General features: G+C 41.8%; 18 protein-coding genes and 1 tRNA gene. 16 read left to right on the plus strand and 3 right to left on the minus strand.

Translation table 11 applies throughout. The features are described from left to right. Positions 1–336: 336 nt before the first annotated feature. The 5 genes from ACHFIY_RS09580 to dnaG all read left to right on the plus strand — a co-directional run bounded on the left by ACHFIY_RS09580 (position 337) and on the right by dnaG (position 6,726). Positions 337–3,030: a valine--tRNA ligase gene (locus tag ACHFIY_RS09580; protein ID WP_410845863.1), complete on the plus strand. Its 2,694-nt coding sequence runs from the start codon at positions 337–339 to the stop codon at positions 3,028–3,030. Positions 3,031–3,225: 195 nt separating this feature from the next. After that, on the plus strand, positions 3,226–3,840 hold the full coding sequence (locus tag ACHFIY_RS09585) for a phosphatase PAP2 family protein (protein WP_410845864.1): 615 nt from the start codon (positions 3,226–3,228) through the stop codon (positions 3,838–3,840). 10 nt (positions 3,841–3,850) lie between these two features. Continuing rightward, complete coding sequence (locus tag ACHFIY_RS09590; RefSeq protein WP_410845865.1) at positions 3,851–4,357, plus strand: GNAT family N-acetyltransferase; 507 nt, start codon at positions 3,851–3,853, stop codon at positions 4,355–4,357. Between the two features lie 172 nt (positions 4,358–4,529). After that, positions 4,530–4,617 (plus strand) — tRNA-Ser (locus tag ACHFIY_RS09595). A gap of 177 nt (positions 4,618–4,794) precedes the next feature. Further along, positions 4,795–6,726, plus strand: coding sequence for a DNA primase (gene dnaG / locus ACHFIY_RS09600; protein ID WP_410845866.1), 1,932 nt, complete (start codon positions 4,795–4,797; stop codon positions 6,724–6,726). 1,630 nt (positions 6,727–8,356) lie between these two features. Here the strand turns inward: dnaG and ACHFIY_RS09605 are convergent. Beyond that, positions 8,357–9,229, minus strand: coding sequence for an AraC family transcriptional regulator (locus tag ACHFIY_RS09605; RefSeq protein ID WP_410845867.1), 873 nt, complete (start codon positions 9,227–9,229; stop codon positions 8,357–8,359). Positions 9,230–9,410: 181 nt separating this feature from the next. Here ACHFIY_RS09605 and ACHFIY_RS09610 point away from each other — a divergent pair, with 181 nt between their 5' ends. The 7 genes from ACHFIY_RS09610 (at position 9,411) to ACHFIY_RS09640 (ending at position 16,989) form a co-directional block, all read left to right on the plus strand. Further along, positions 9,411–10,268, plus strand: coding sequence for a phytanoyl-CoA dioxygenase family protein (locus ACHFIY_RS09610; RefSeq protein ID WP_410845868.1), 858 nt, complete (start codon positions 9,411–9,413; stop codon positions 10,266–10,268). 68 nt (positions 10,269–10,336) lie between these two features. Further along, complete coding sequence (locus tag ACHFIY_RS09615; RefSeq protein WP_410845869.1) at positions 10,337–11,278, plus strand: sugar phosphate isomerase/epimerase family protein; 942 nt, start codon at positions 10,337–10,339, stop codon at positions 11,276–11,278. A gap of 124 nt (positions 11,279–11,402) precedes the next feature. Continuing rightward, complete coding sequence (locus tag ACHFIY_RS09620; RefSeq protein WP_410845870.1) at positions 11,403–12,593, plus strand: Gfo/Idh/MocA family protein; 1,191 nt, start codon at positions 11,403–11,405, stop codon at positions 12,591–12,593. Between the two features lie 282 nt (positions 12,594–12,875). Then, positions 12,876–14,600 carry a GMC oxidoreductase gene (locus ACHFIY_RS09625; RefSeq protein ID WP_410845871.1) on the plus strand — a complete coding sequence of 575 codons (1,725 nt, stop codon included), beginning with the start codon at positions 12,876–12,878 and terminating at the stop codon, positions 14,598–14,600. After that, the gene (locus ACHFIY_RS09630; protein WP_410845872.1) at positions 14,597–15,808 is read left to right on the plus strand and encodes an MFS transporter; all 1,212 of its coding nucleotides are present in this window, start codon (positions 14,597–14,599) and stop codon (positions 15,806–15,808) included. Before ACHFIY_RS09625 ends, ACHFIY_RS09630 begins: the two co-directional genes overlap by 4 nt. Positions 15,809–15,926: 118 nt before the next feature. Continuing rightward, the gene (locus ACHFIY_RS09635; protein ID WP_410845873.1) at positions 15,927–16,502 is read left to right on the plus strand and encodes a gluconate 2-dehydrogenase subunit 3 family protein; all 576 of its coding nucleotides are present in this window, start codon (positions 15,927–15,929) and stop codon (positions 16,500–16,502) included. An 88-nt stretch (positions 16,503–16,590) separates the two neighbouring features. Further along, positions 16,591–16,989, plus strand: coding sequence for a c-type cytochrome (locus tag ACHFIY_RS09640; RefSeq protein WP_410845874.1), 399 nt, complete (start codon positions 16,591–16,593; stop codon positions 16,987–16,989). Positions 16,990–17,001: 12 nt separating this feature from the next. Here ACHFIY_RS09640 and ACHFIY_RS09645 read toward each other — a convergent pair whose 3' ends face one another. Then, complete coding sequence (locus ACHFIY_RS09645; protein WP_410845875.1) at positions 17,002–18,888, minus strand: heparinase II/III domain-containing protein; 1,887 nt, start codon at positions 18,886–18,888, stop codon at positions 17,002–17,004. 257 nt (positions 18,889–19,145) lie between these two features. Here ACHFIY_RS09645 and ACHFIY_RS09650 point away from each other — a divergent pair, with 257 nt between their 5' ends. Next, entirely contained in the window at positions 19,146–20,003 is an 858-nt protein-coding gene (locus ACHFIY_RS09650; protein WP_410845876.1) for an NAD(P)H-hydrate dehydratase, read from the plus strand. 117 nt (positions 20,004–20,120) lie between these two features. On the opposite strand, the gene ACHFIY_RS09655 is transcribed toward ACHFIY_RS09650, so the two are convergent. Next, on the minus strand, positions 20,121–20,681 hold the full coding sequence (locus tag ACHFIY_RS09655) for a hypothetical protein (RefSeq protein WP_410845877.1): 561 nt from the start codon (positions 20,679–20,681) through the stop codon (positions 20,121–20,123). 269 nt (positions 20,682–20,950) lie between these two features. Between ACHFIY_RS09655 and ACHFIY_RS09660 the strand changes: the two genes are divergently transcribed. The 3 genes from ACHFIY_RS09660 (at position 20,951) to ACHFIY_RS09670 (ending at position 22,748) form a co-directional block, all read left to right on the plus strand. Continuing rightward, entirely contained in the window at positions 20,951–21,427 is a 477-nt protein-coding gene (locus ACHFIY_RS09660; RefSeq protein ID WP_410845878.1) for a DoxX family protein, read from the plus strand. Then, positions 21,424–21,789, plus strand: a complete 366-nt coding sequence (locus ACHFIY_RS09665; RefSeq protein ID WP_410845879.1) for a hypothetical protein — start codon at positions 21,424–21,426, stop codon at positions 21,787–21,789. Before ACHFIY_RS09660 ends, ACHFIY_RS09665 begins: the two co-directional genes overlap by 4 nt. Positions 21,790–21,905: 116 nt before the next feature. Continuing rightward, positions 21,906–22,748: a universal stress protein gene (locus ACHFIY_RS09670; RefSeq protein ID WP_410845880.1), complete on the plus strand. Its 843-nt coding sequence runs from the start codon at positions 21,906–21,908 to the stop codon at positions 22,746–22,748. The last annotated feature ends 212 nt before the right edge of the window (positions 22,749–22,960 follow it).

Here is a 22,960-nt window from a genome sequence, read left to right on the forward strand (position 1 = left end):
ATAAAAATACCGGCGAAAATAATATTATAAAAATATACAACTGTTCTCGTTTTGGCCTCCTCTGCTTGCTCCCGCTCCTGTGCAAGAATTTGTCGCTACCTTTGTGGTTAAGTGGGGCAGGATGGGAGCAGGCTTGTGCTAGGGTGAAGTTTTACTAAAAAAGTAAAATTTTTATGCACCCCATATAATCACAGTTGTACGCAGCAACACCTCAAAAAAAGAATTAGCCAATAATTGCTTATACGCACGATGTGCTTACTTTTGGCATCCCTAAAATGATTTTTTATAAATAAAAGCACTGGGCTTGCCCGTGCTTTGTTTTTTTGCAAATAACACATGGAATTAAGTAAAAATTTTGAGCCTGCATTAATTGATAACAAATGGTATGGGCATTGGATGGACAAGGGGTATTTTAGTAGTAAGCCCGATGGCCGTGAGCCTTATACAATAGTGATGCCGCCGCCTAATGTAACAGGCGTACTACACATGGGGCACTGCCTTAACAATACCATCCAAGATATATTGATACGCCGGGCAAGGATGCAAGGCAAAAACGCTTGCTGGGTACCTGGTACAGACCATGCTTCCATTGCTACCGAGGCAAAAGTTGTAGGCATGTTGCGGGAGCGGGGTATTGCCAAATCTTCCTTGTCTAGGGATGAATTTTTGGGGTATGCATGGGAATGGAAAGAAAAATATGGCGGTATTATCCTGCAACAACTGAAAAAGATTGGTTGCAGCCTCGATTGGGACCGAACTTCCTTTACAATGGACCCAGATTATTACCAATCTGTTATCCAGGTATTTATAGACCTGCATAAAAAAGGGCTTATTTACCGTGGCAAGCGCATGATAAACTGGGACGTAAAAGCCAAAACAGCCCTTAGCGATGAAGAAGTAATAAGGAAAGAGACAAAGCAACAGCTGTATTATTTAAAATATGCGTTGGTAGATGCAGATGGTTTGCCATTGACCAATAGCTCCCCTTTAGGGGATGGGGGTATTATCATCGCCACCGTCCGCCCCGAAACCATCATGGGCGACACAGCCATTTGCGTACACCCAGATGATGAACGATATAAGCACCTGCATGGCAAATATGCGATTGTACCATTGGTTAACCGCAAGATACCCATTATAACCGATGAGTACATAACCATGGATTTTGGTACTGGTGCATTGAAAGTAACACCTGCACATGATACCAATGACTACCAACTTGGCCAAAAGCATAAGTTGGAAGTAATAGATGTACTGAATGACGATGGCACTATTAGTGCCGAAGCGGGCATTTTGGTTGGAGAAGAACGATTTGCCGCTAGGAAAAAAATAGTAGAAATACTAAAAGAAGGTGGCTTTGTAGAAAAAATTGAAGAATATGTCAGTGAAGTAGGGTATAGCGAAAGGACAGACGTGGTAGTGGAACCACGCCTTAGTCTGCAATGGTGGGTAAGCATGAAACAATTGGGCGAGCCAGCGTTGAAAGATGTAATGGAAGAAGCCATTAAGTTCTACCCACCTAAGTTTAAAAACCTCTACCGTAGCTGGATGGAGAACATAAAAGATTGGTGCATTAGCCGCCAGTTGTGGTGGGGGCATAGGATACCGGCCTGGTATGATGAAAACGGTAATTTTTATGTGTCAGAAAATGCTGATGGGGCTTTGGCTTTGGCGAAAAAAGATAACCCTGCTATTACTATTGAACAATTAAAGCAAGACGAAGATTGCCTGGATACTTGGTTTTCTAGTTGGTTATGGCCTTTTGAAGTATTTAAAGGGCTGAGCAACCCTGGTAATGAAGAGGTTAACTACTATTACCCCACCAATACCCTTGTAACTGCCCCGGAAATCATTTTCTTTTGGGTAGCTAGGATGATTATGGCAGGGGAGGAGTACATGAAAGTAAAGCCTTTCAACGAGGTATATTTTACAGGTATTGTGCGGGACAAGCTGGGCAGGAAGATGAGCAAAAGCCTTGGCAATTCGCCTGATTTGTTGGGGTTGATTGACCAATATGGCGCAGATGCTGTTCGTTTTGGCATTATGATAGCTTCCCCTGCGGGTAATGATATTTTGTTCGACGAATCGGCTTTGGAGCAGGGACGTAATTTCAATAACAAGTTGTGGAATGCTTTGAAGCTGGTGAAGATGTGGGCAGGCCGTGTACCCCCATCCCCTAAAGGAGGGCAGGAGCAGCCTAGCACTGATGACTTACGACTTACTACTTATGACTCTGTTTTTCCTGTTGATTGGTTTAATAGCCGCTTGAATGAGGTAAAAGCACAAGTTGAAATATTGATGGCTCAATTCAAATTGAGCGAAGCGTTAAAAACCATCTACTCCTTGGTTTGGGACGATTTCTGTAGTTGGTATTTGGAGTGGGTAAAACCAGGTTTCGAGCAACCCATCAGCAAAGAAGTATATGACAAAACAGTTGGCTTTTTTGAAGAATTGATGCAATTACTGCATCCATTCATGCCGTTTGTTTCTGAAGAAATTTATCATTTGCTAAAAGAGCAGGATGATGATTTGTGCGTGAAGCTATATGGTGCTGTTATTAACCCTGACACTGCTATTTTGGAGGGTGGCGAATTATTAAAGCAAGTAATCAGTGCTTTGCGTGATGCGCGCAACAAGAACCAGATAAAACCCAAGGATACCATCCAATTGCACATCCAAACAAATAACAAGGATAATTACAAAGCAATTGAAAGCATTCTTAGCAAACAGGTAAATGCCGCAGTCATTACTTATGCCGATAGCACGGTTGCTAACACCATTGTGGTGGCTGTAGAAAGGGATAAGTTTTATATAGAAAGCGAAAAAGCCTTAGACACTACTGCTTTGAAACAAGAACTTTTAAAAGACCTTGCACATCAAAAAGGCTTTTTAGAATCTGTGGTAAAGAAGCTAGGCAACGAGCGTTTTGTTCAGAATGCAAGGCCAGATGTAATAGAACTTGAACGCAAAAAGCAATCGGATGCCGAAGCAAGGATAAAAACAATAGAAGAAAGCTTGGCAAATATTTAAAGCGTTTCCTAACCTTTATAGGGTTTTGAACCCTATAAAGGTTTGCAAGAAAATTGGGGGTATAGTTGCAAACCTTCAAAAGGTTGGCAACTACTAATATACAAATAGGGGTTACAAAAATTTACCTAGGGCGTTTATAACTTTCGGGCGGTTTATTTATCAAAACCCTTATTTTCATCATTATTTAAATACGATATGCAGCTTTCCTACCGAGCCATTTATTTGCGAAACATATTTTCTATACTCCTGTCATTTGCTTTTGCTAGTACTTGTTTTGCCCAAGGTGGTGAAGTCGGGCTGCTGAATAACATCAACCCTGATAACCCATCATCCAAGTTCTGGCAAGTTACTTCCGCTTCTGTATATCCTATTTCTGTAGGTATTCCTGCCGGGTTATTAGTTCTTGGCTACCTTCGGCAAGATAAAAACGAGCAACGGAAAGGTTGGGAAATAGTGGGGGCTTTGGCGGTGAACACGGTTATTGCGCAAGGAATGAAGTATGCCATTAATCGTAACAGACCATACACAAAATACCCGGACATTATCCACCCTTATGATGCGAGTGAGGAAGGCAAATCCTTCCCATCTGGTCATACTTCTACTGCTTTTGCATTGGCAACATCTTTGTCTATCGAATACAAGAAATGGTATGTTGTTGTCCCTGCCTATGCTTATGCAGCAAGTGTAGGTTACTCTCGGTTGTATTTAGGTGAGCATTATCCTACTGATGTTTTGGCAGGTGCAGCCATTGGTGCAGGAAGTGCATACCTTAGCCACTGGCTAGAGAAAAAAATATTCAAAAACAAATAACCACTTATCCATGGATCCAGTTTCTTCGCCCATAACAATTAGGACGGCTATTTTTTCGGATCTACCCTTAGTACAAGATATAGCCCACGCTAGCTGGCCATCAGCATACAGTAAGATTATATCTAAAAAACAAATAGACTACATGCTGGAAATGATGTACAGCCTCGAGTCTTTAGAAAAGCAAGTATTTGAGGGCAACCAATTTATCTTGGCAGAAAAAGATGGAGCCGCCATCGGATTTGCTTCTTTCATGTTTAGGGAAAATGGTGTGTACAAACTAAGCAAACTATACCTGTTGCCTGAAGCAAAAAATACAGGTGTGGGAAAAGCCCTTTTAAAAGAGATAATTGCAAAGGTGATTAGCCTAGGGGGGAAAGAACTGATTTTACAAGTAAACAGGCAAAACAAAGCAGTTGGGTTTTACGAGAAAATGGGCTTTGAAATATTGTATGAGTTCGATTTTAATATAGGTGAAGGATATGTTATGAAGGATTATGTAATGTCGTTAAAATTGTGATTAATCTATGCCCTTAATTTTTCTTACCTTAAAACTTTGTGCCTCTTTGTGTCTTCGTGGCTTTGTAGCAGATTAACCAAAATTGCACCAGTGTAATAGCTATTTGCCAAATAACTGCTTGATTGCATTGTTTTATTTGGCTATTAACCCCTAATCCCCTTATTTTGCACCCGGAGAGATGGCAGAGCGGTCGATTGCGGCAGTCTTGAAAACTGTTGACTGTTACAGGTCCGGGGGTTCGAATCCCTCTCTCTCCGCCAGTACATACAAAAATGCCTTGCAACCAATAGCTTGCAAGGCATTTTTGTATCCCCTAGGAAATAAATGGCATATTAGGTCGATATGCAGTGGGTAAGGTATTTAATATTTGTTGTAAAAATGAAAGGTACACACTGACTACTCACAACTGACATCTCACCACTTACCTTTGCAAGTAAATGATTACTCCTTCCACCATAGAGCAAATAAAAAGCCGCCTCGACATCATAGATGTTGTTGGTGAGTTTGTGAAACTAAAGAAACGGGGGAGCAATTACTTGGGTAACTGTCCTTTCCACAACGAAAAAACGCCTTCTTTTACCGTATCGCCCGCTAAAGAGTTGTATAAATGTTTTGGTTGTGGCAAAAGTGGCAATACCATTACGTTTGTGATGGAGCATGAAAAACTAAGCTATGTAGAAGCACTTAGATGGTTGGCTGCCCGCTACAACATAGAGGTAGAGGAAACACAGGTAAGCAACGAGCAGAAACAACTGATACAAGTTGCAGACAGCTTGTATATTATCAACAGTTTTGCAGCAAAGTTTTTCGACAACCAGTTGTTTAATACCGAGGATGGGCAAGCCATAGCCATGAGCTACCTTAAGCAACGGGGCTTCAGGGAAGAAATACTCAAAAAATTCCAAATAGGATATAACCCTGCCCAGCGGGATACCTTGGCCAAAGAACTGATTGGCAATCAATTTAACAGGGAATTACTGCCCCGCACAGGGCTTGTGGCGGTACGCAACGAAACAGAGCTGGTTGACAACTACCGTGGGCGTATCATTTTCCCTATACACAGCAACAGCGGCAAGATAATAGGGTTTGGGGCAAGGGTAATTGGAAAGGCCGAGAAAGCACCCAAGTACATCAACACGCCGGAAAACGAACTTTACTCTAAAAGCAAGATTCTCTACGGTTCCTACTTTGCCCGGCAGGCTATTGACAAGCAAGACGAATGCTTGCTGGTAGAGGGCTACACCGATGTAGTAAGCCTTCACCAGGCAGGCATTGAAAATGTGGTGGCAAGCGGTGGCACATCGCTAACTATTGACCAGCTAAGGCTGGTAAAAAAATATACCAGCAACCTTACAATTATTTATGATGGGGACAGTGCAGGCATAAAAGCCGCTTTGCGTGGGCTAGACATGGCATTGGAAGAAGGCCTTAACGTGAAACTGGTATTGATACCAGACAATGAGGATCCCGATAGCTATGTAAACAAAGTAGGCACGGCTGCCTTCCAGCAGTTTATTGCTAACAATAAAAAGGATTTTATCCTTTTTCAGTTGGAGGTAATGCTGAAAGATGCAGGGACAGACCTAACCAAGAAAAACACACTCGTAAACCAGATTGCTGAAACCATCAGTAAAATAAACAAGGCTGAGGATTTTACCAAGCAGCAAGAATACATCAAGCAATGTGCTGCTTTGTTGAAAATAGACGAAGCCGGGTTAATTACGCTAGTTAATAAAATAAAAAGGGACAAAGTAGCTAAGGAAGACAAGAAATTGTCTTTGGACGAGCTAAACAACCAGCTTACAACCGATCAGCAAGAAACTAGCACACTTGACGATACCAGTTTCTTAATAAGCGCAGACGAAAAACAGGAACAGAATATTATAAGGGTATTACTTGATTTTGGTTTGAACCAGTTTACGGAAACAGAAACGGTTGCAGAATACATATTTGCTGGCTTGCAGGACTTCCCTTTCGAGAACCCCCAATTGGAGCAGCTATTAGAACGCTACAAAACAGAATACCGCCAGGGTTTAGAACCTTCTACCAAAACATTTCTATATTCTGAAGACAAAGAAACGCGGGAACTGGTTATTGCAATTACGCTTTTCCCTTATGAATTAAGTTCCAATTGGGATAAATTGTACGTGGGCAAAACCATTACCAATCAGGACAATAGCCACCAGGATGTCTTGACGAGCATGAATTATTATAAGCTGTGCAAGCTAAAGAAGATGTTTAAGCAAAATCAAATTGACTTAGAAAAAGCCACTAAGGAAGAAGCAACCCTACTTATAAAAATTCATTTCGATTTACAAAAAATGGTAAAGGAGATAACAAAAGAGGGAGGAACAGTAATTCTAAAATAATTTTCACAATAAATTAATATTGAATTAGTTTAAGTATATATTTGCAATGCCTTGATTGTAAAATGCAATGCTGTAGAAATAGGACGCCCTCTCTCTGTTGCTTGCTAAATGAAAAATTCGGAGGATTTTACGAACTTTTTTTAAAGTATCTCAACTTCCTTTGAAACCTGACCTCCAACGATAATTTTGCCCTCTAGCGATTGCTGCCATTTGAAAAAGCCCATCTTTCTTTGTTGCTCATGCGAAAATATACAACGAACTTAAAGGTTATCCTTTAAGTTTTTTTTATTAAATGATGCCAAAGACGTATTCAGCAAGCTAAAAGCCTTGTCAACATTAGGTTTTGTGGCTATTAAGCTATTACGCCCAATATGCAGATTAAACGATTTTTTCCAAAAATATACCAAGTACATTTAAAAAACTTCGCGTAGGTCTTCGCTTTCCCCTCCGAGGAGGGGTAGGGGTGGGGGTGGGTTTATTGACAATATATTAATCTGTGCTTCTTTTGAATAGAAGCTTAGAGTAACGAAAAGAGAAGATTTGAAATGCACTGAATGTGCTTTTCTACTAAGTTTTAATTTTAGCTAATCTATCATTTTTTCTTTGTGCTAGTTTGTGGGAATATAAATATTGTGGTGGGCAGAAACAAAACATTTGTGATTATTCGTGCATTAATGGCAGCAAAACAAAAGTTCCGTGCAAAAAAAAGGGTCTCCCTGTAGAAACAGGACGACCTCTAACGATTGCTTGCCATATGAAAATTCTTAAAAATAAATTTTGGCCTTTTGAAGTGGCGTAACTTTTATGCCTGAAACCTATCTTGTTATTTTTATTTAGAAACTTAACAAGTTGTTTTTTTTGTTTTGTTACACAAATGTAGGGTGCATTTGCGCATGGTAGAAACCAACTTGCAGCCAGTTTTATGATGCCTAACCTTTGTTGTGAACACTGAAAGCCCCATCATCATTGGTTTTCAGCTAAAAAATACAATTATGCCCAACTAAAAATAAATGTAAATAAAACACTTATAAAAGCTAAAATAGTTTGTAAATAAGCTAAAATAAGTTATATGGGTTTTAAGATTTCCAACTTTGAAAAGTATATTTGCAGTGAACATAATAGGCGGAAAGTTCCGTGCAAAAAAAAGGGTCTCCCTGTAGAAACAGGACGACCTCTAACGATTGCTTGCCATATGAAAATTCTTAAAAATTATTTTTAGCCTTTTGAAGTAGCGTAGCTTTTAAAAAAGCCTTATTACGTTTTTAATCTTTAACAAGAACCTATTTTTTTGTTTTGTTACACAAATGTAGGATGCACTTGCAGGACTTGGAAACCAACTTATACATCATTTAATGATAGCAAAATGATTTTTAAATGATAAAACCTAAGCCCTTATTGGGTTTTATGCTGTTTGTTCAATGATGCCCAACGCAAATAAATGTTATTGAAATACTTATTTTTTCTGCTACTTAGGTGCCAGTTTGGTGATAGTGGCACAAATGCATGAAGACATAAAGCGACACAAATGTTTAAGAAAAATAGAATTACACAGCTTTTAATCCTTTTTTGCTTAGTGCTGCTTCGAGCCTTAGTACCTTTGTGGCTATCTTACTTTGCTTTAACCATTACTTCACCCCACCTTGTCCCAATAGGTCTTGCTATATGCCAATGGGCTGATGCCATAATGCAATTTGAACTGGCGGTTAAAATTTGAAACATTGTTGAACCCGCACTCATAACAAATCTCGCTGATGTTCTTTTCTCCCGAAACCAGCAATTTGCTGGCATGGCTTAGCCGGAGGTCGTTTAAATATTGGGCGAACGTTTTACGAGTACGCTGGCTGAAATAGCGTGAAAATGCGTTGTCAGACATATTGGCTACTTTGGCCACTTCCGTCCTGCTGATGTCGTTGGCAAAGTTTTTCATCAGGAAGTCCAGCACCTTATGCATCCGTTCGGATTCTTTTTCATTTATTCCCGTTAATCCTCCGCCAGATATGAAATGGCAATCGGCAGATGCAGCAAGCAACTGCAATATTTCCAACAGTTTAATTGCTCTGGCAAATCCAGACAATTCTAGTAGCTCAAATAGCAGTTCGCTTGCCTTCTTATTGGTGTTGCCTGTAATTTCAAGCCCCTGCACGCTTTTCCTGAACAGTTCTTTGATTTGTTTTGCCTCGGGCATAGAAGAAAAGATATGGCCAAAACTGTTTTCAGAAAAATGAACAACAATAGATTTTGCCCGCAAATCTGTGTTTGGCTCATAGTAAGGGACATCGTTCCTATATAAATGCGGCAGGTTTGGGCCAATTAAAGCCAAGTTGCCCGGCTGAAAATTGCTGATATTGTTGCCGATAAAACGCTTGCCCGTGCTTTCTGTAACCAGCACAATTTCATATTCTGGGTGGAAATGCCAAGGTGTGGGGTAATATGTGTATTCAAAAGATTTTACCACAAAACTTTCCTCGGCATCCTTTGGCAGGTATTCTAATACAGGTTTCATATATGGTGGATTGCTATATTTTTTTCACTTAAAACTTTGTGCCTCTTTGTGTCTTCGTGCCTTCGTGGCTAGTTAATCGAATTAATTAAATGTTACAAAAGTATCAATATTCGTTTTATTTTAGGTATAAAAGTACAGTACACCACCATAATTTCGCATCAACAAACAAAAAATATTTTCTATGCCGCACAATCACCTAGCGCCTTCGCAGGTAGCAGCCTTTCACAAGGACGGCTACATCGTTATCAAAAATTTTTGCAGCAAAGAAGAAATCAACAAGTTGTATGGCACTGCCGTTGGCGACAACGCTATGCTTAACAATGCACTGGATTTGAATGACCAGTCTGGTAAGAAAACAAAGCTGTCGCTATGGTTTACCCCTGGCAATGATGTGTTTGGTTATTTGACCCGGAGCGAAAAAATAGTACACTCAGTGGCGCAATTGCTAGAAAGTGATGCCCATGTTTGCCACTTCCATTCCAAGCTGATGCAGAAAGAACCCAAAGTGGGCGGCGCATGGGAATGGCATCAAGACTATGGCTATTGGTACAAAAACCAATTTATGTTCCCCAACCAATTAATCAGTGTAATGGTGGCACTAACGGATGCCAACAAAGAAAACGGCTGCCTGCAAGTAATAAAAGGATCACACAAACTGGGCAGGATAAACCACGGCTTTTCTGGCGAGCAAGTGGGCGCAGACATGGTAATGGTGACCAATTCCCTTAAAACAATGGAATTGGTTTACAGCGAGTTGGAAGCAGGAGACGCTTTGTTTTTCCATAGCAACCTGCTGCACCGTTCCGAGGCCAATTTATCTGAATATCCACGTTGGTCTATTATTTCCTGCTATTCATCACAGTCAAACCTTGCCTATAACGAAACTTCCACCTCTTGGAACACGCCAGTAGACGTAGTTCCCAACGAGGCTATTTTGGAATGGGAAGCACAGTCTTTGTCAGAAGCTGATTTCCTGAAAAAAGAAGACGACCCTGCTTTAAAAGAAACAGGCTGGGAAAAATCGGTTCCAGTTTCTTAAACATACACAATTTCCCGAAAGTTTAAAACTTTCGGGAAATTAAACGCATATTTAGCAACGATTGCCACATGAAAAAAGAAAGTGATTACAATGCTTCCCGTAGGAAATTTATACAACAATCTGGCTTGTTGATTGGTAGTGGGCTGTTTGCAGGAAGCCTGCTAAGCAATGCTTTTGCCGAAGGCTTAAAAAGCCATAAGCCAAAAGTGAATGCGCATTTATGGCTGTACGCCAGCAAATACCCGCCGCAATGGGACGCTACCCCTAGCTTGGAAGCCTTGTTTGCAGATATGAGCTATGCGGGCATAGACGGTGTTGAACTAATGGAATCTGTATTGCGGCATGACGATGCGGTGAAAACGCTAAACGAGCTTATAAAAAAATACAACTTCCCTGTGTCTGGCTCGTCGTATGGGGTTGGGATGAATATGTGGGATACCGACCAGCACCAAAAAATATTGGACGACATTAACGTAGTAGTTCCACGCCTAAGTCAGGTAGGCGGCAAAACATTCGGCATATCTGTTGGCGAGCCAAAAGGCATCAAAACAGAACAACAGTTGGACGCACAGGCTGTGGTGCTGAAAAAAGTATTGGCTATTTGCAAGGACAATGGCATACAGCCGAACCTGCACAACCATACCTATGAGGTGGAAAATGGGATGCACGACCTGAAAGGCACATTGGCCAGGATACCAGATGCAGCCTTGGGGCCAGATTTAAACTGGCTGATAAGGGCTGGCATTAACCCCATTGACTTTATTAATACTTACGGCAAACAGATTGTTTACCTGCACATCAGGGACCAATATGCGAATGGCACGTGGACCGAATACCTTGGGCAAGGTGTAACAGATTTCCCTGCAATTGCTGCTGCCTTAAAAAAGCAGGGCTTCAAGGGCAATGCGGCCATAGAACTTGCATTTCCTGCTGGCTTTACCCCTGTGAACCCATTGAAAGAAGACTGGAAAATGAGCAGGGAATATGTGAACAAAACCTTTGGGTGGTAGGAATTATGAGTTATGAATTATGAGTTAGGCGTTTTGAGTTATCAGGGTATCAAGCATCCCGGCTATCAATCGTTTGGCTTACTTTTTAAAAATAGTCTTTAAAGAAAATAAAACGAGTTTGCAGATGAAGATTGCCATGTTAGGTTCTGGGTTTATCGCCCGTTTTTATGCCACGTCGCTACATGCGCAAAGGCGGAAAGATTTTATTTATACCATTTATTCCAGGAATATTGATAATGCGCAGCGCTTTGCGGCAGACTACCAATTGGCGCATTTTACAGATAACATGGAGGAAGCCATCAACCACCCCGAAGTGGAAGTGGTTTTAATTTCGTTGCCCAACCATTTGCACGAAATAGCGGTGGCTGCTTGTGCCAAAGCAAAAAAGCATGTGCTATGCACCAAGCCCCTTGGCCGCACGGGTGCAGAAGCCAAGCGCATGCTGCAATTGGTAGAAGAAGCGGGCATTTTTGGGGGCTACCTGGAAGATTTGTGCTATACGCCCAAGTTCCTGAAATCTGTTGCCAGCATTCAAGAAGGGAGCATTGGCAAAGTGCTTTGGACAAAATCAAGGGAAGCGCACCCGGGCCCACACAGCGATTGGTTTTGGGACAAAGAAAAATCGGGTGGCGGAGCCATTATTGACCTTGCCTGCCACTGTGTGGAGATAAGCAGGAATTTTATTGGGAAAAATGTAAAGCCCATAGAAGTCATGTGCTGGGCAGCCACGCAAGTGCATCCCATTGAAGCCGAAGACCATGCCATAGGGTTGGTGAAATACGCCAACGGCGCCATTGGCCAGTTTGAAGTAAGCTGGACATTCAGGGGTGGTATGGATTTGAGGGACGAAGTAGTAGGCACGGAAGGCAGTATTTGGCTCAACAGTTTTTTACGCACTGGCTTTGAAGTGTTCAGTACAGGCAAGGGCGGCAACTATGTGGCCGAAAAAGCCGAAGTAAACAATGGCTGGCTGTTTCCAGTTGGGGACGAAGCACACGAGCTGGGCTACCCCAATATGTTTACGGATATGTTTGATGCCATTGAAAGCAAAAGGCAGCCACTGGAAACGTTTTATGATGGCTATATTGTAAATGCCATTTTGGATGCGGCTTTTATATCGGCCAAGACAAAACAATGGGAACCCATAGCCATAGATGATTGGCGTGGGGATGAAACCCTTGTTGAAACCGGGGCAGCATTGGTATCGTTTGACGAGGAATATTACCTGATAAAAGAAGAAGTATTGCCCAATGGGGATATAAAATTGATTTTGAAAAACAAGCAAAGCGGCGAAGTGGTACAGAAAAACAAGTAGTGTTTTTTTGCCACGAAGGCACAAAGGCACGAAACAGCACAAAGAAAAAAAATTAAAAGGTATTGGATAACATAAACGGGTTCTTTTTATTCTTCCTTATTTCTTCGTGCCACTTTGAGCCTTTGTGCCTTTGTGGCAAGAAAACTTTTTTCTTCTCTTCTTTCTTCGTGCCGCTTTGAGTCTTCGTGCCTTTGTGGCAAAAACCCTTTTTCTTCTTTCTTCGTGCCACTTTGAGCCTTGGTGCCTTAGTGGCAAAAAAACCTAAAATAAATAACGATTGCTATGGGCAACAACAACGATACAATAGCTACAGCCAATATAAATACCAAGGGCGTAAAAGCCAATACATACGACGTAATCGTGATTGGCTCCGGTATCAGCGGAGGCTGGGCGGCCAAGGAATTTTGCGAGAAAGGTTTAAAAACGCTTTTGCTGGAAAGGGGCCGCATGGTGGAACATATCAAGGATTACCCAACAGCAAACATGGCCCCGTGGGAATTTCCCCACAGGAACGTGCTGCCCAACAAGGTAAAAGAAGAAAACCCCATCGTTAGCCGTTGCTATGCCTTTGAGGAAGCTACTGAGCATTTTTTTGTAAAAGACAAGGAACACCCTTATATACAAACCCGCCCTTTCGACTGGATAAAAGGCTATCAGGTAGGCGGCAAATCTTTAACCTGGGCCAGGTGGGTACAACGCTGGAGCGACCATGACTTTGAGGCAAATGCCAAGGAAGGGATTGCAGTGGATTGGCCTATCCGCTACAATGAGCTTGCGCCTTGGTACAGCTATGTAGAGAAATTTGCGGGCATTAGCGGCAACAGGGACGGGCTGGCACAAATACCCGATGGCGAGTTCCTGCCACCTATGGAAATGAACGCCATTGAAAAGCACCTGAAACAAAGCGTTGCCGCCAACTATGCGGGCAGGCCTATAGTTATATCCCGCACGGCCAACCTATCTACCTCACTTTTGGGGAGGGGGCCATGCCAATATCGTAATTTATGCGTTAGGGGATGCCCATTCGGAGGTTATTTCAGCAGCAATTCTACTACTATACCTGCGGCACAATTAACTGGCAATTTGACCATCAGGCCGTTTTCAGTGGCGCATTCCATCATCTACGATGAAAAAACACAGAAAGCAAAGGGTGTGCGGGTAATAGATACCAATACAAAAGAGGCAACCGAATTTTTTTCAAGGATTGTTTTTGTAAATGGCGGTACGTTAAACTCCACCTTGATTTTGCTTAATTCCACTTCTTCCCGTTTCCCTAATGGCATGGGCAACGACAGTGGCGAGCTAGGGCATAACCTGATGGATCATAACTACAATGCCCGGATTTCTGGTGAACACAATGGGTTCCAAGACCAAAACACCATTGGTAGGCGGCCAACGGGCATTTATATACCCCGATTTAGGAACTGGGGTAGCGATAAGCAAACTGCTTATGCAAGAGGTTTTGCTTATGCCTCTGCCAATGGCAGGGAAGCAAAAAGTATTGATGGCGTGGCTATTGGCAGCGATTTGAAAGATGCAATCACACATCTTGGCCCCTGGAAGGTAAACCTAGTGGGCATGGGCGAATGTTTGCCGAACCATAGCAACAAAGTTTCGCTAAACAAGGATAAAAAAGACGACTGGGGCGTGCCTCTACTGGACATTGATGCCAGTTTTACCCAGAACGAACACAACATGACAAAAGATATATTGGCCAGCGGGGCAGAAATGCTAGAAAAAGCAGGCTTTGTAAATATTGTTTCAACCGATGTAAACAGTGCCATGGGCTTGGGGATACACGAAATGGGTACAGCACGCATGGGGCGGGATGCAAAAACATCGGTACTGAACGGTAATAACCAAGTATGGGGAGCTAGCAATGTTTTTGTAACTGATGGTGCTTGCATGACATCTGGCTCCTGCCAAAACCCTTCGCTTACTTATATGGCACTTACGGCAAGGGCAGCACATTTTGCAGTGGAGGAATTGAAGAAACAAAATTTATGAAACCATACATACGTTTACAACTTTCGTTGATGATGCTGCTCCAGTTTTTTATATGGGGCAGTTGGTATGTAACCATGGGTACTTACATGGCCAATACGTTAAAGGCCGATGGGTTGCAAATAGGGGCTGCTTATGGCATGATGGCCATAGCCACTATTATTTCGCCGTTTTTTATTGGCATTATTGCAGACAGATACTTTGCACCTAAAAAACTATTGGGCTTGCTTCATCTGGCAGGGGGGCTGGTTTTGCTTTTCATTACAAAAATAGAGAGTGCCAATATTTTCAATTGGGTATTGTTGATTTATGCCTTGCTCTATGCGCCTACCCTATCCTTATCAAGCAGCATAGCTTTTGACCAATTGCAAAACACAGGTAAATCTTTTGCCGGCATCCGTGTGTTTGGCACCATTGGATGGATAGTAGCTGGCATCAGCATCGATAAAGTTTTCAACCTTAGCCCATCTGCTATGGGTTTTACGTTTACAATGGCTGGCGTGGCTTCACTTGTGCTTGCGGCATTAAGCCTCGCATTGCCCAATGCCCAGCCAAAAGATTCAGTTGTCCCCGTTTCAACCGCTGCTATTATAGGCAAGGATGCTTTTGGGTTGTTCAAAAAAAAATCATTCACTATTTTCTTTATTGCTTCCATTCTTATTTGCATCCCATTGTCGTTTTATTACAGTCTTGCCAACCAGTTTTTAAATGAAACAGGCCTAATCAATGCCACGAGCAAAATGGCTTATGGGCAAATCTCGGAAACTGTATTTATTGTGTTGATACCCTTTTTTATGAAAAGATGGGGCATTAAATGGATGATTATAACAGGCATGGTGGCTTGGGTGCTGCGGTTTTTGTTTTTCCGCTATGGTGATGCAGGCAACAATAGTTGGATGCTGATTGCGGGCATTGTATTGCATGGCGTTTGCTACGATTTCTTTTTTGTAACAGGGCAAATGTACACAGACAGCATTTCCAACGAGCGCAACCGCAATGCGGCACAAGGCATGATTACCATGGCCACTTATGGTTTAGGCATGTGGTTAGGTAGTTTGATTTCTGGATATGTGGCCAAACAAGCAACCATTAATGCCAGTAGCCACCATTGGGATACGGTATGGCTAGTGCCAGCAGGTATAACAGTTACGGTACTACTATTTTTTAGTTTTTTATTTAATGAAAACAAAAAACAGGTAATCGTAGTATAGCCACTAAGGCACGAAAACATGAAGAAGCACAAAGTCTTTCTTTTCTTCTTCTTTCTTTCCTTAGTGCCACTTTGCGCCTTTGCGCGTTAGTGGCGAAAAAGTTATTAAAATTTATTTTATGAGAAGAAGAGAGGCAATAAGCAGGTTGGGTATTTTATCAGGCGCAGCATTGCTAGGAACCACGGGGCTACTAAGCAGTTGTCATTTTGCCGATAAGAAACGTACCACTTTAACGGAAAAGGACATACCCTTGCTGGATGAGATTGGCGAAACCATTATACCTGAAACCGCCACCTCGCCTGGTGCTAAGGCCGCTAAGATTGGGGCTTATATGGTATTGATGGTAAACGACTGCTACAACGCAGCACAACAAAAGTTATTCCTGGAAGGGTTAGATAGTTTTGAAGCTGCTTCCCAGCTACAATACAAAGCCTCATTTTTAGAACTAAGCCCAGCAGATAAAAAGAAGTTTTTAATGCAGTTGGATAAAGAAGCCACGAAAATAAAAAACAAAAAAAGCATTGCTCCACAGGCTGGTGAGCATTACTTTGCAGCGTTGAAAAGGCTTACTTATAATGGGTATGTTACTTCTGAAGTTGGGGCTACAAAAGCACTTCGCTACGATCCTATACCCGGTAAATACGAAGGCAGCGTGCCTTGCAAAAAAGATGAGAAGCCTTGGGCTACAAGTTGATGGAAAGATTTTTAGCCACTAAGGCACGAAGGCTCAAAGCGGCACTAAGAAAGGAAAGGAAAGAAAAAAGAATTATAAAAAACAAACAATGAAATTACAACACTTATCTTATTTGGCAGCAATAGTAGCATTAATGTCTTGTGGTGGCGGCACGGAAAAGCAAGAGGCCCCTGCTGCCGCACAGGAAACTGTAAAAACCGATATAAGCACCAACCCCGATTATCAAAAAGGGTTGGCATTGGTTGCCAAGTCTGACTGTTTGGGCTGCCACAAAATTGAGGACAAACTAGTAGGCCCTAGCTATGTGGATGTAGCCAACAAATACCCGTCTACCACGGAGAATATTACCATGCTTGCCAATACCATCATCAAAGGCGTAACGCCTGACAAAGCAATATGGGGCAAGCTGCCCATGAGCCCGCACCCGCAGCTTTCACAAGCAGATGCAGAACAAATGGTGAAATATGTGCTGTTGCTGAAAAAGTAACAGTACCCTTTTTTACCATTGGCTCAATCCCTTCAAAGCAGCTTTATTAATAGTCGGCATAGCTTCCCCCGGCACAAGCAAAACATTAAATACTTGTTTTGTATGGGCTGGCAGCGTTATCTCAAAGCCTACTATTGTTGTGCCGGGGTTTAAAGCATCGTAGCTATGCTGAGGGTCGGTAGGCCATGTTCGCAAGCGCACTTCTTTCAATCCATCAACAAATAGGGTAAGCTTTTTGCCCTTATTTTCCAATTGTATTTGGTTGCCCTTTGCTTGACCTACGGTGGCAGAGGTAACCATTGCCCACCTGATGGTACAGGCAGAATCGCCTGTTTCCAGTTCATCCCTTACCGATACATATTGTTTGTCTATAATGGCAATGCCCCTTTGTGCTTTTGCCAAACCTTTGTACAGTGACGACATATCTAATGCAGCACTCATAAACATGGAGTCTGACGAATGGGATATAAATTTGGCATTGCCTTTTACTAACTGGAAACCGTTGTTCACGGCTAGTGTGCTATGTGCTAAGTTATTGTAGCGGAACACCTGCCAACGCTCTGCATCCTGCCCCATATCCCACAGTTTTACCCCTTTAGATTCCAGCGATTCATATTCCTGCATACCCAAATCCATCGACCACCTTACGCCATCGGCATCCATTACAAAAGAACCAACATCCATGTGGCCGTGGCTTGCCGAAGGGCTTCCACCTTTTAGCCCCACATATATAGCCGAAGGGTTTTGCCAGGAAGTGCGCATCAATGCCACTGGATTTTCGCTCTTTCCATCCCATATTTTATTGGAGGGTGGGAGTATTTTTTCTGGGTCTATTCCTTTGCCCCAAAGCATAGCAGCAGGCAAGAAACGGTTGCGGGTATCCTTGGGGCTTAGTTTCATTAAGTTGTCACGCTCCTGCCATAGCAGGGTGGGATCCTTAAATTGATTGGCAAACCAAAACATAGCTGGCTCTAGACCATTAGCCCCATTGGAGGCATCGGAATAGTTGAAGCTAAGCCTTGTGGGGCCTAGCATATTTTCGTAAAAAGAGGCCGTTTTACCAAAACCCGGGGCTGCAGACAACCCATAATCGGTACCGAATAGGTTTTGCAAAGCATCTACAAAAAACACATTGAAGCTGGTGCCATAAGCCCAATACATGTAGCCTTCGGGGTAAGTGCCATCGGGGACGTAGGCCTTCATGGGTATTTGGATGCTTTTAAATGCCCGTGCTATTAACTGTACAGACAAAGTAGGCTGCTGTTCATACACGGCCAAAGCCCCAAAAGTGATACCCGCATTGCACACTTGGTTCCAGTTGTTGTAATTGCGCATCCAGCCATTGTATTTGGTGTCGAGGGAAGGCTCGATTCCTTTTGCAATAATTGCCTTGCTGATAGCTTCCCGAGAAGCTTGGGAAAGATCTGCATATAGCCAATCGTAACCGATGGAAACAGCCATCGTCATTTCGGCTACGTCTAAAAAATGCGAAGGATTCCAATCGCTGAATTTGCTCATGGCGAGCATTTCTGCCTCGCACCTATTAAAATATTTCCTGTCATGGGTAATACGCCATGCGTAAGAAAGAAAAAATATCCGCCTGAACGCTTCCCTCGACTTATCCAGCAGCCGCCTGCCAATCAACACCCTTTGCACAGGGGGCAAGGCCAGCATTACATCACATTCGTTGATAATCGTATTGTGCAAATGCCCCCAATATGGGCTGGCAGCTATGTTTTTTTTAATGCCCTCTTCCTGCCCTGCCAATAGCAATAACCGTGGGTGGCCTGTTATTTTAGCAGTGTCTATCTTCTCCGCCTGTCCTAAGCATTGGAGAAAAAACAAGGAAAACAAAACCCCTTTTACTAATTTTAAATAATGACTATATGCTTGTTTCATGATGTAATTGAAATTTTTTCTAGGCTACATAACTACACCAAATTTTTGACAATGCGAAGGTTTCTGGGAGTGTATCATATTTTTTTTGAAAACTTGTAGTAATGAGATTTATAAAAGCTTTTCGCATCTTGCACCTTTAGTTATATGGGCTAAAAACACTAACCCTTAATTTTTTACTTTTCAAGAAAACTTAGTGTACCTTGTGGGTAGCTAAGTATCATGACGTGAACAGTAGCAAAACTTAAAACTTCCCCCAAATGGACATTGATAATATACCCCCTGCCTCTTGGATAACAAAAGAGGAAATTGCTGCATTGATAAAGCCTAGGAAATCCGATTCGCACAAAGGCACTTATGGCCATGCCTTATTGTTGGCTGGTAGCAGAGGCAAAATGGGAGCGGCCGTTATTGCTGCAAGGGCTTGCCTGCGTTCAGGGGTGGGGTTGTTGACGGCAGTAGTGCCAGAGGAAGAAAGGGCTATACTGCAAATAGCTTTGCCAGAAGCCATGATTCATTTCAGGGGAAATAAGTTAATAGATTTAGATAAATATGCCAGCATAGGCATTGGGCCAGCTTTTGGAACTGATAATGTTTCTAGCGAAGCACTTTATACTATTTTGCAGCGGTATGCCAAGCCAATAGTGATAGATGCTGATGCCATTACCATCCTATCGCAGCACAAAGATTGGTGGGAGAGGATACCTGCCAATTCCATCATTACCCCGCACCCAAAAGAATTTGACAGGCTATTTGGCGAAAGCAAAAGCAATGATGAAAGGGTAGGGAAGGCCATTCAATTATCTAAGCAATACCCTTGGGTAATAGTATTAAAAAACAATTTTAGCCTTGTTGCTGCCAATGGTAGCCAGTATTTTAACAATACAGGCAATGCGGGCTTAGCAAAAGGCGGCTCTGGCGATATGCTTACAGGGATGCTCACGGCTTTGCTGGCACAGGGGTACAAACCTGTGGATGCTGCCATTATTGGGGTGTACCTGCATGGGCTGGCAGCAGACATAGCTGTGAAACAACACAGCATGGAAAGCTTGCTCGCAACAGATGTAATTGAAAAAATAGGGGAGGCGTTTAAATCATCACTCGTCTTTCATAAGTAGTAATTAGCATAGCGTAAGTTACTAAGTTGCAGCCGTTCTCATTCTAGGGAACAGGGGTTAGGGAGAATTAGGCAAAAAATGCGAAAAACATAGTTTTTAATCATAAAAAACAATATTTTAATCCAAATAGAACCTGTATCCAACAGAAATACTAAATGGTAAATAGGTGAATTTTGTCCCGAGGTTTTTGTAATAATCATATTTTTCATAAAATGCTTGGCTGCGAATAGGGACTAGCAATGCAAAAGACCAACATCCTTTTTTGTACGCACGCCTTTTCCGCTCAATCCCAACACCAAATGAAGGCCCGTAATACAACGAATTCTCAATTGTTTGCCCTCCAACAGTAGTAATCTTAATAGCAGCATTGTACCCATACATGCCCATGAGGTAAAAAACATTCCTGCTAGAAGATGTTTCATTTAAGAACCTGTATTTAACCCCAGCGTTTACCCCCATCCCAGCTATGGCATACCCTGCACCTGCAAAAAAGCCTAGTTTCTTTTTTGGGTAATACAAAACATTTGCTCCAAGGCCGCCATAATCTATCCCAGCCCCAATGCCAATAGATATATTGTCATAAGCTTTAAAGGGGCTGTCATCATTTGTTTGTGCATGGCTTTGGGCAACAAACAATAAAGAACAAGCGTATACAATTAGCCTTAATTTTTTTCTCATGTAATAGTTAGTGTTTTAATATGAAATAAGCAGTTGGTAATCAATTTTATGGGTGTAAAGAAAAGGAATATTTTGTAAAAAAAGGAAACAAGTTAGCACTTCATACTATATCGTTATCAACGGAAGTGTAAATCAATGCAGAATCAAAATAGCTAGGGGCTAATAGATAATATAAATATTTTTTTTTAAGGCAACTTTAATAAAATTCCTGTGTTAAATTATTTTAATACTCCCAAAAGCTTCAGATAGAATAGAAATAATTGTAACAAATGAGAAAAATAACAAAACCAATTTTATTGCCATTTTGGTGGCAAGACTTTCTATTGACAATTCCACGCATCGTTTGCGGCTATTTGCTTACCTCTAGCTTTGGGGCAGACAAATTTGGGATGCCATGGTCGCCAGCAGACAAAAATTTAGGGTTGTTTGAAATTGTATTTTGGTTTCCTGAGGATGTGGCCCATTATGGTGGAATTTTTGCCCACTTCCCAGTATTTTTTGCTTGGATGGCAGGTTTCAGCGAAGCGGTCGGGGGAATTTTTTTGTTGGTGGGTTTTCAAACCCGCATTGCTTCCTTGCTCATTTTTGCCACAATGCTTGGTGCTGTTTTTTTGCAGCAAATCCAACAAGGAATGTGGAATACCCTGCCTGCACTTGGCTTTTTATGGGTTAGCTTATATAGCCTAACGCTTGGGTCGGGGCGTTTTGGGCTTGACTATTTAATCTTAAAAAAAACACACAAATGAAAAATAATAGGTTGCTAATGATAGCAATAGCCATTCTTGGTTTATCAAGTTGCGTGCAAAAGTCAAGAAAGAAAACAATCGTTGTGAAATTGAACTTGGAAGGAATAAAAAATATTCAAACTGTGGGCATCCGTGGCAGTGAAAAGCCGTTAAGCTGGGATTATGATATAGGGTTAAAACCCATCGCCAAAGACAGTTTGTATGTTGCCACCTTTTCTTTGGTTACAGGATATAAATTCACGGAAGCAAAATTTACCGTGAATGGGCAATTTGAGCAGCATTTGAAAGACAATAGGAAAATTATATTTAGCGACAAGGACACAACATTTTATGAAGCAAGTTTTGATATGGAAAAGAAATAAAATTAAGCCCTTTGAACTATTTTTTTATTTGTAAAAAATCATGGCAATAGATGATATTAATCATTTATCGCGGAGGCGCTGCAGGATATTTTCGCTTTAATAAATAAAATTAAACGATGAAAACATTACTTGTACCCACAGATTATTCTGAAACCTCCAAAAATGCGGTTTTGTATGCACTAGGCTTTGCAAAACAGGCTGGCGCAAATAAAATAGTTTTATACCATACTTATTCTACCCAGTTGGATATTTCGTCAGATAATGTTTTGCCTACTGGCATAGTTGTAGACTATGCCGCTGAACAACAATTTGCAGAGGAGCAATTGCAACTTTTTAGGAAAAGCATTGAAAGCCTCATTCCAAAAGGTATTGAAATAGATATTTTAGCGGTAAATATGCCATTTACCAGCAATATAAACAAAGTAGTAAAGGAAACGGGGGCCGATGCCATTGTTATGGGCATTACAGGTGGCGGGATAGTAGCAGAAAAGCTGATAGGCAGCAATGCCACCACCGTGGCAAGGAATGCAACGGTGCCAGTAATAATTGTGCCGCCACAAACCACCTATACACATATCATAAGGATATTGCTGGCATCAGATTTTATAGATGTAGAACTATCAACGCCATTTGAACCCATAACAAAGCTGTTGGATGCAACCAATGCACAGTTATTTATACTGCATGTGGCCAAAAACGAACAACAGGTATTAGATGCAGGCCATCCTGCTAGCGTGGCTTTTGAGGACTGGCTGCCTGGTGCCCACCCTTTTTTCCATTTTGCGCAAAATGCAAACTTTGCCGAGGCCGTAAATGAGTACGCCATAGAAAAAAAGATTGGATTGATTATCATTATCCCTAAAAAGCACGACCTTGCCGAAACGCTTTTTATAGGTTCTTACACAAAAAAATTGGTTTTCCATACCGATATACCTGTAGCTGCCATTAGTAATAACTAATGAAGGAGGGTAGGTTGGAGAGGGCTTGGGATAAAAAGTACAAAAAACTTTTATGTACCAATTCAGGCCGTTAAATCAGGTGCTGATGTATATATTTGTAAAAGCATTATTGTACTTATTGCCAAAATAAAATACATGAAAACAACCCCCTCTCCACATAGAGTTCCAAAATAAAAAGTGATGCTCGGCGTAGATTTTTACTAAGTCGTTAC

This window comes from Parasediminibacterium schistidii, from assembly GCF_046546515.1.
Lineage (GTDB): Bacteria > Bacteroidota > Bacteroidia > Chitinophagales > Chitinophagaceae > Parasediminibacterium.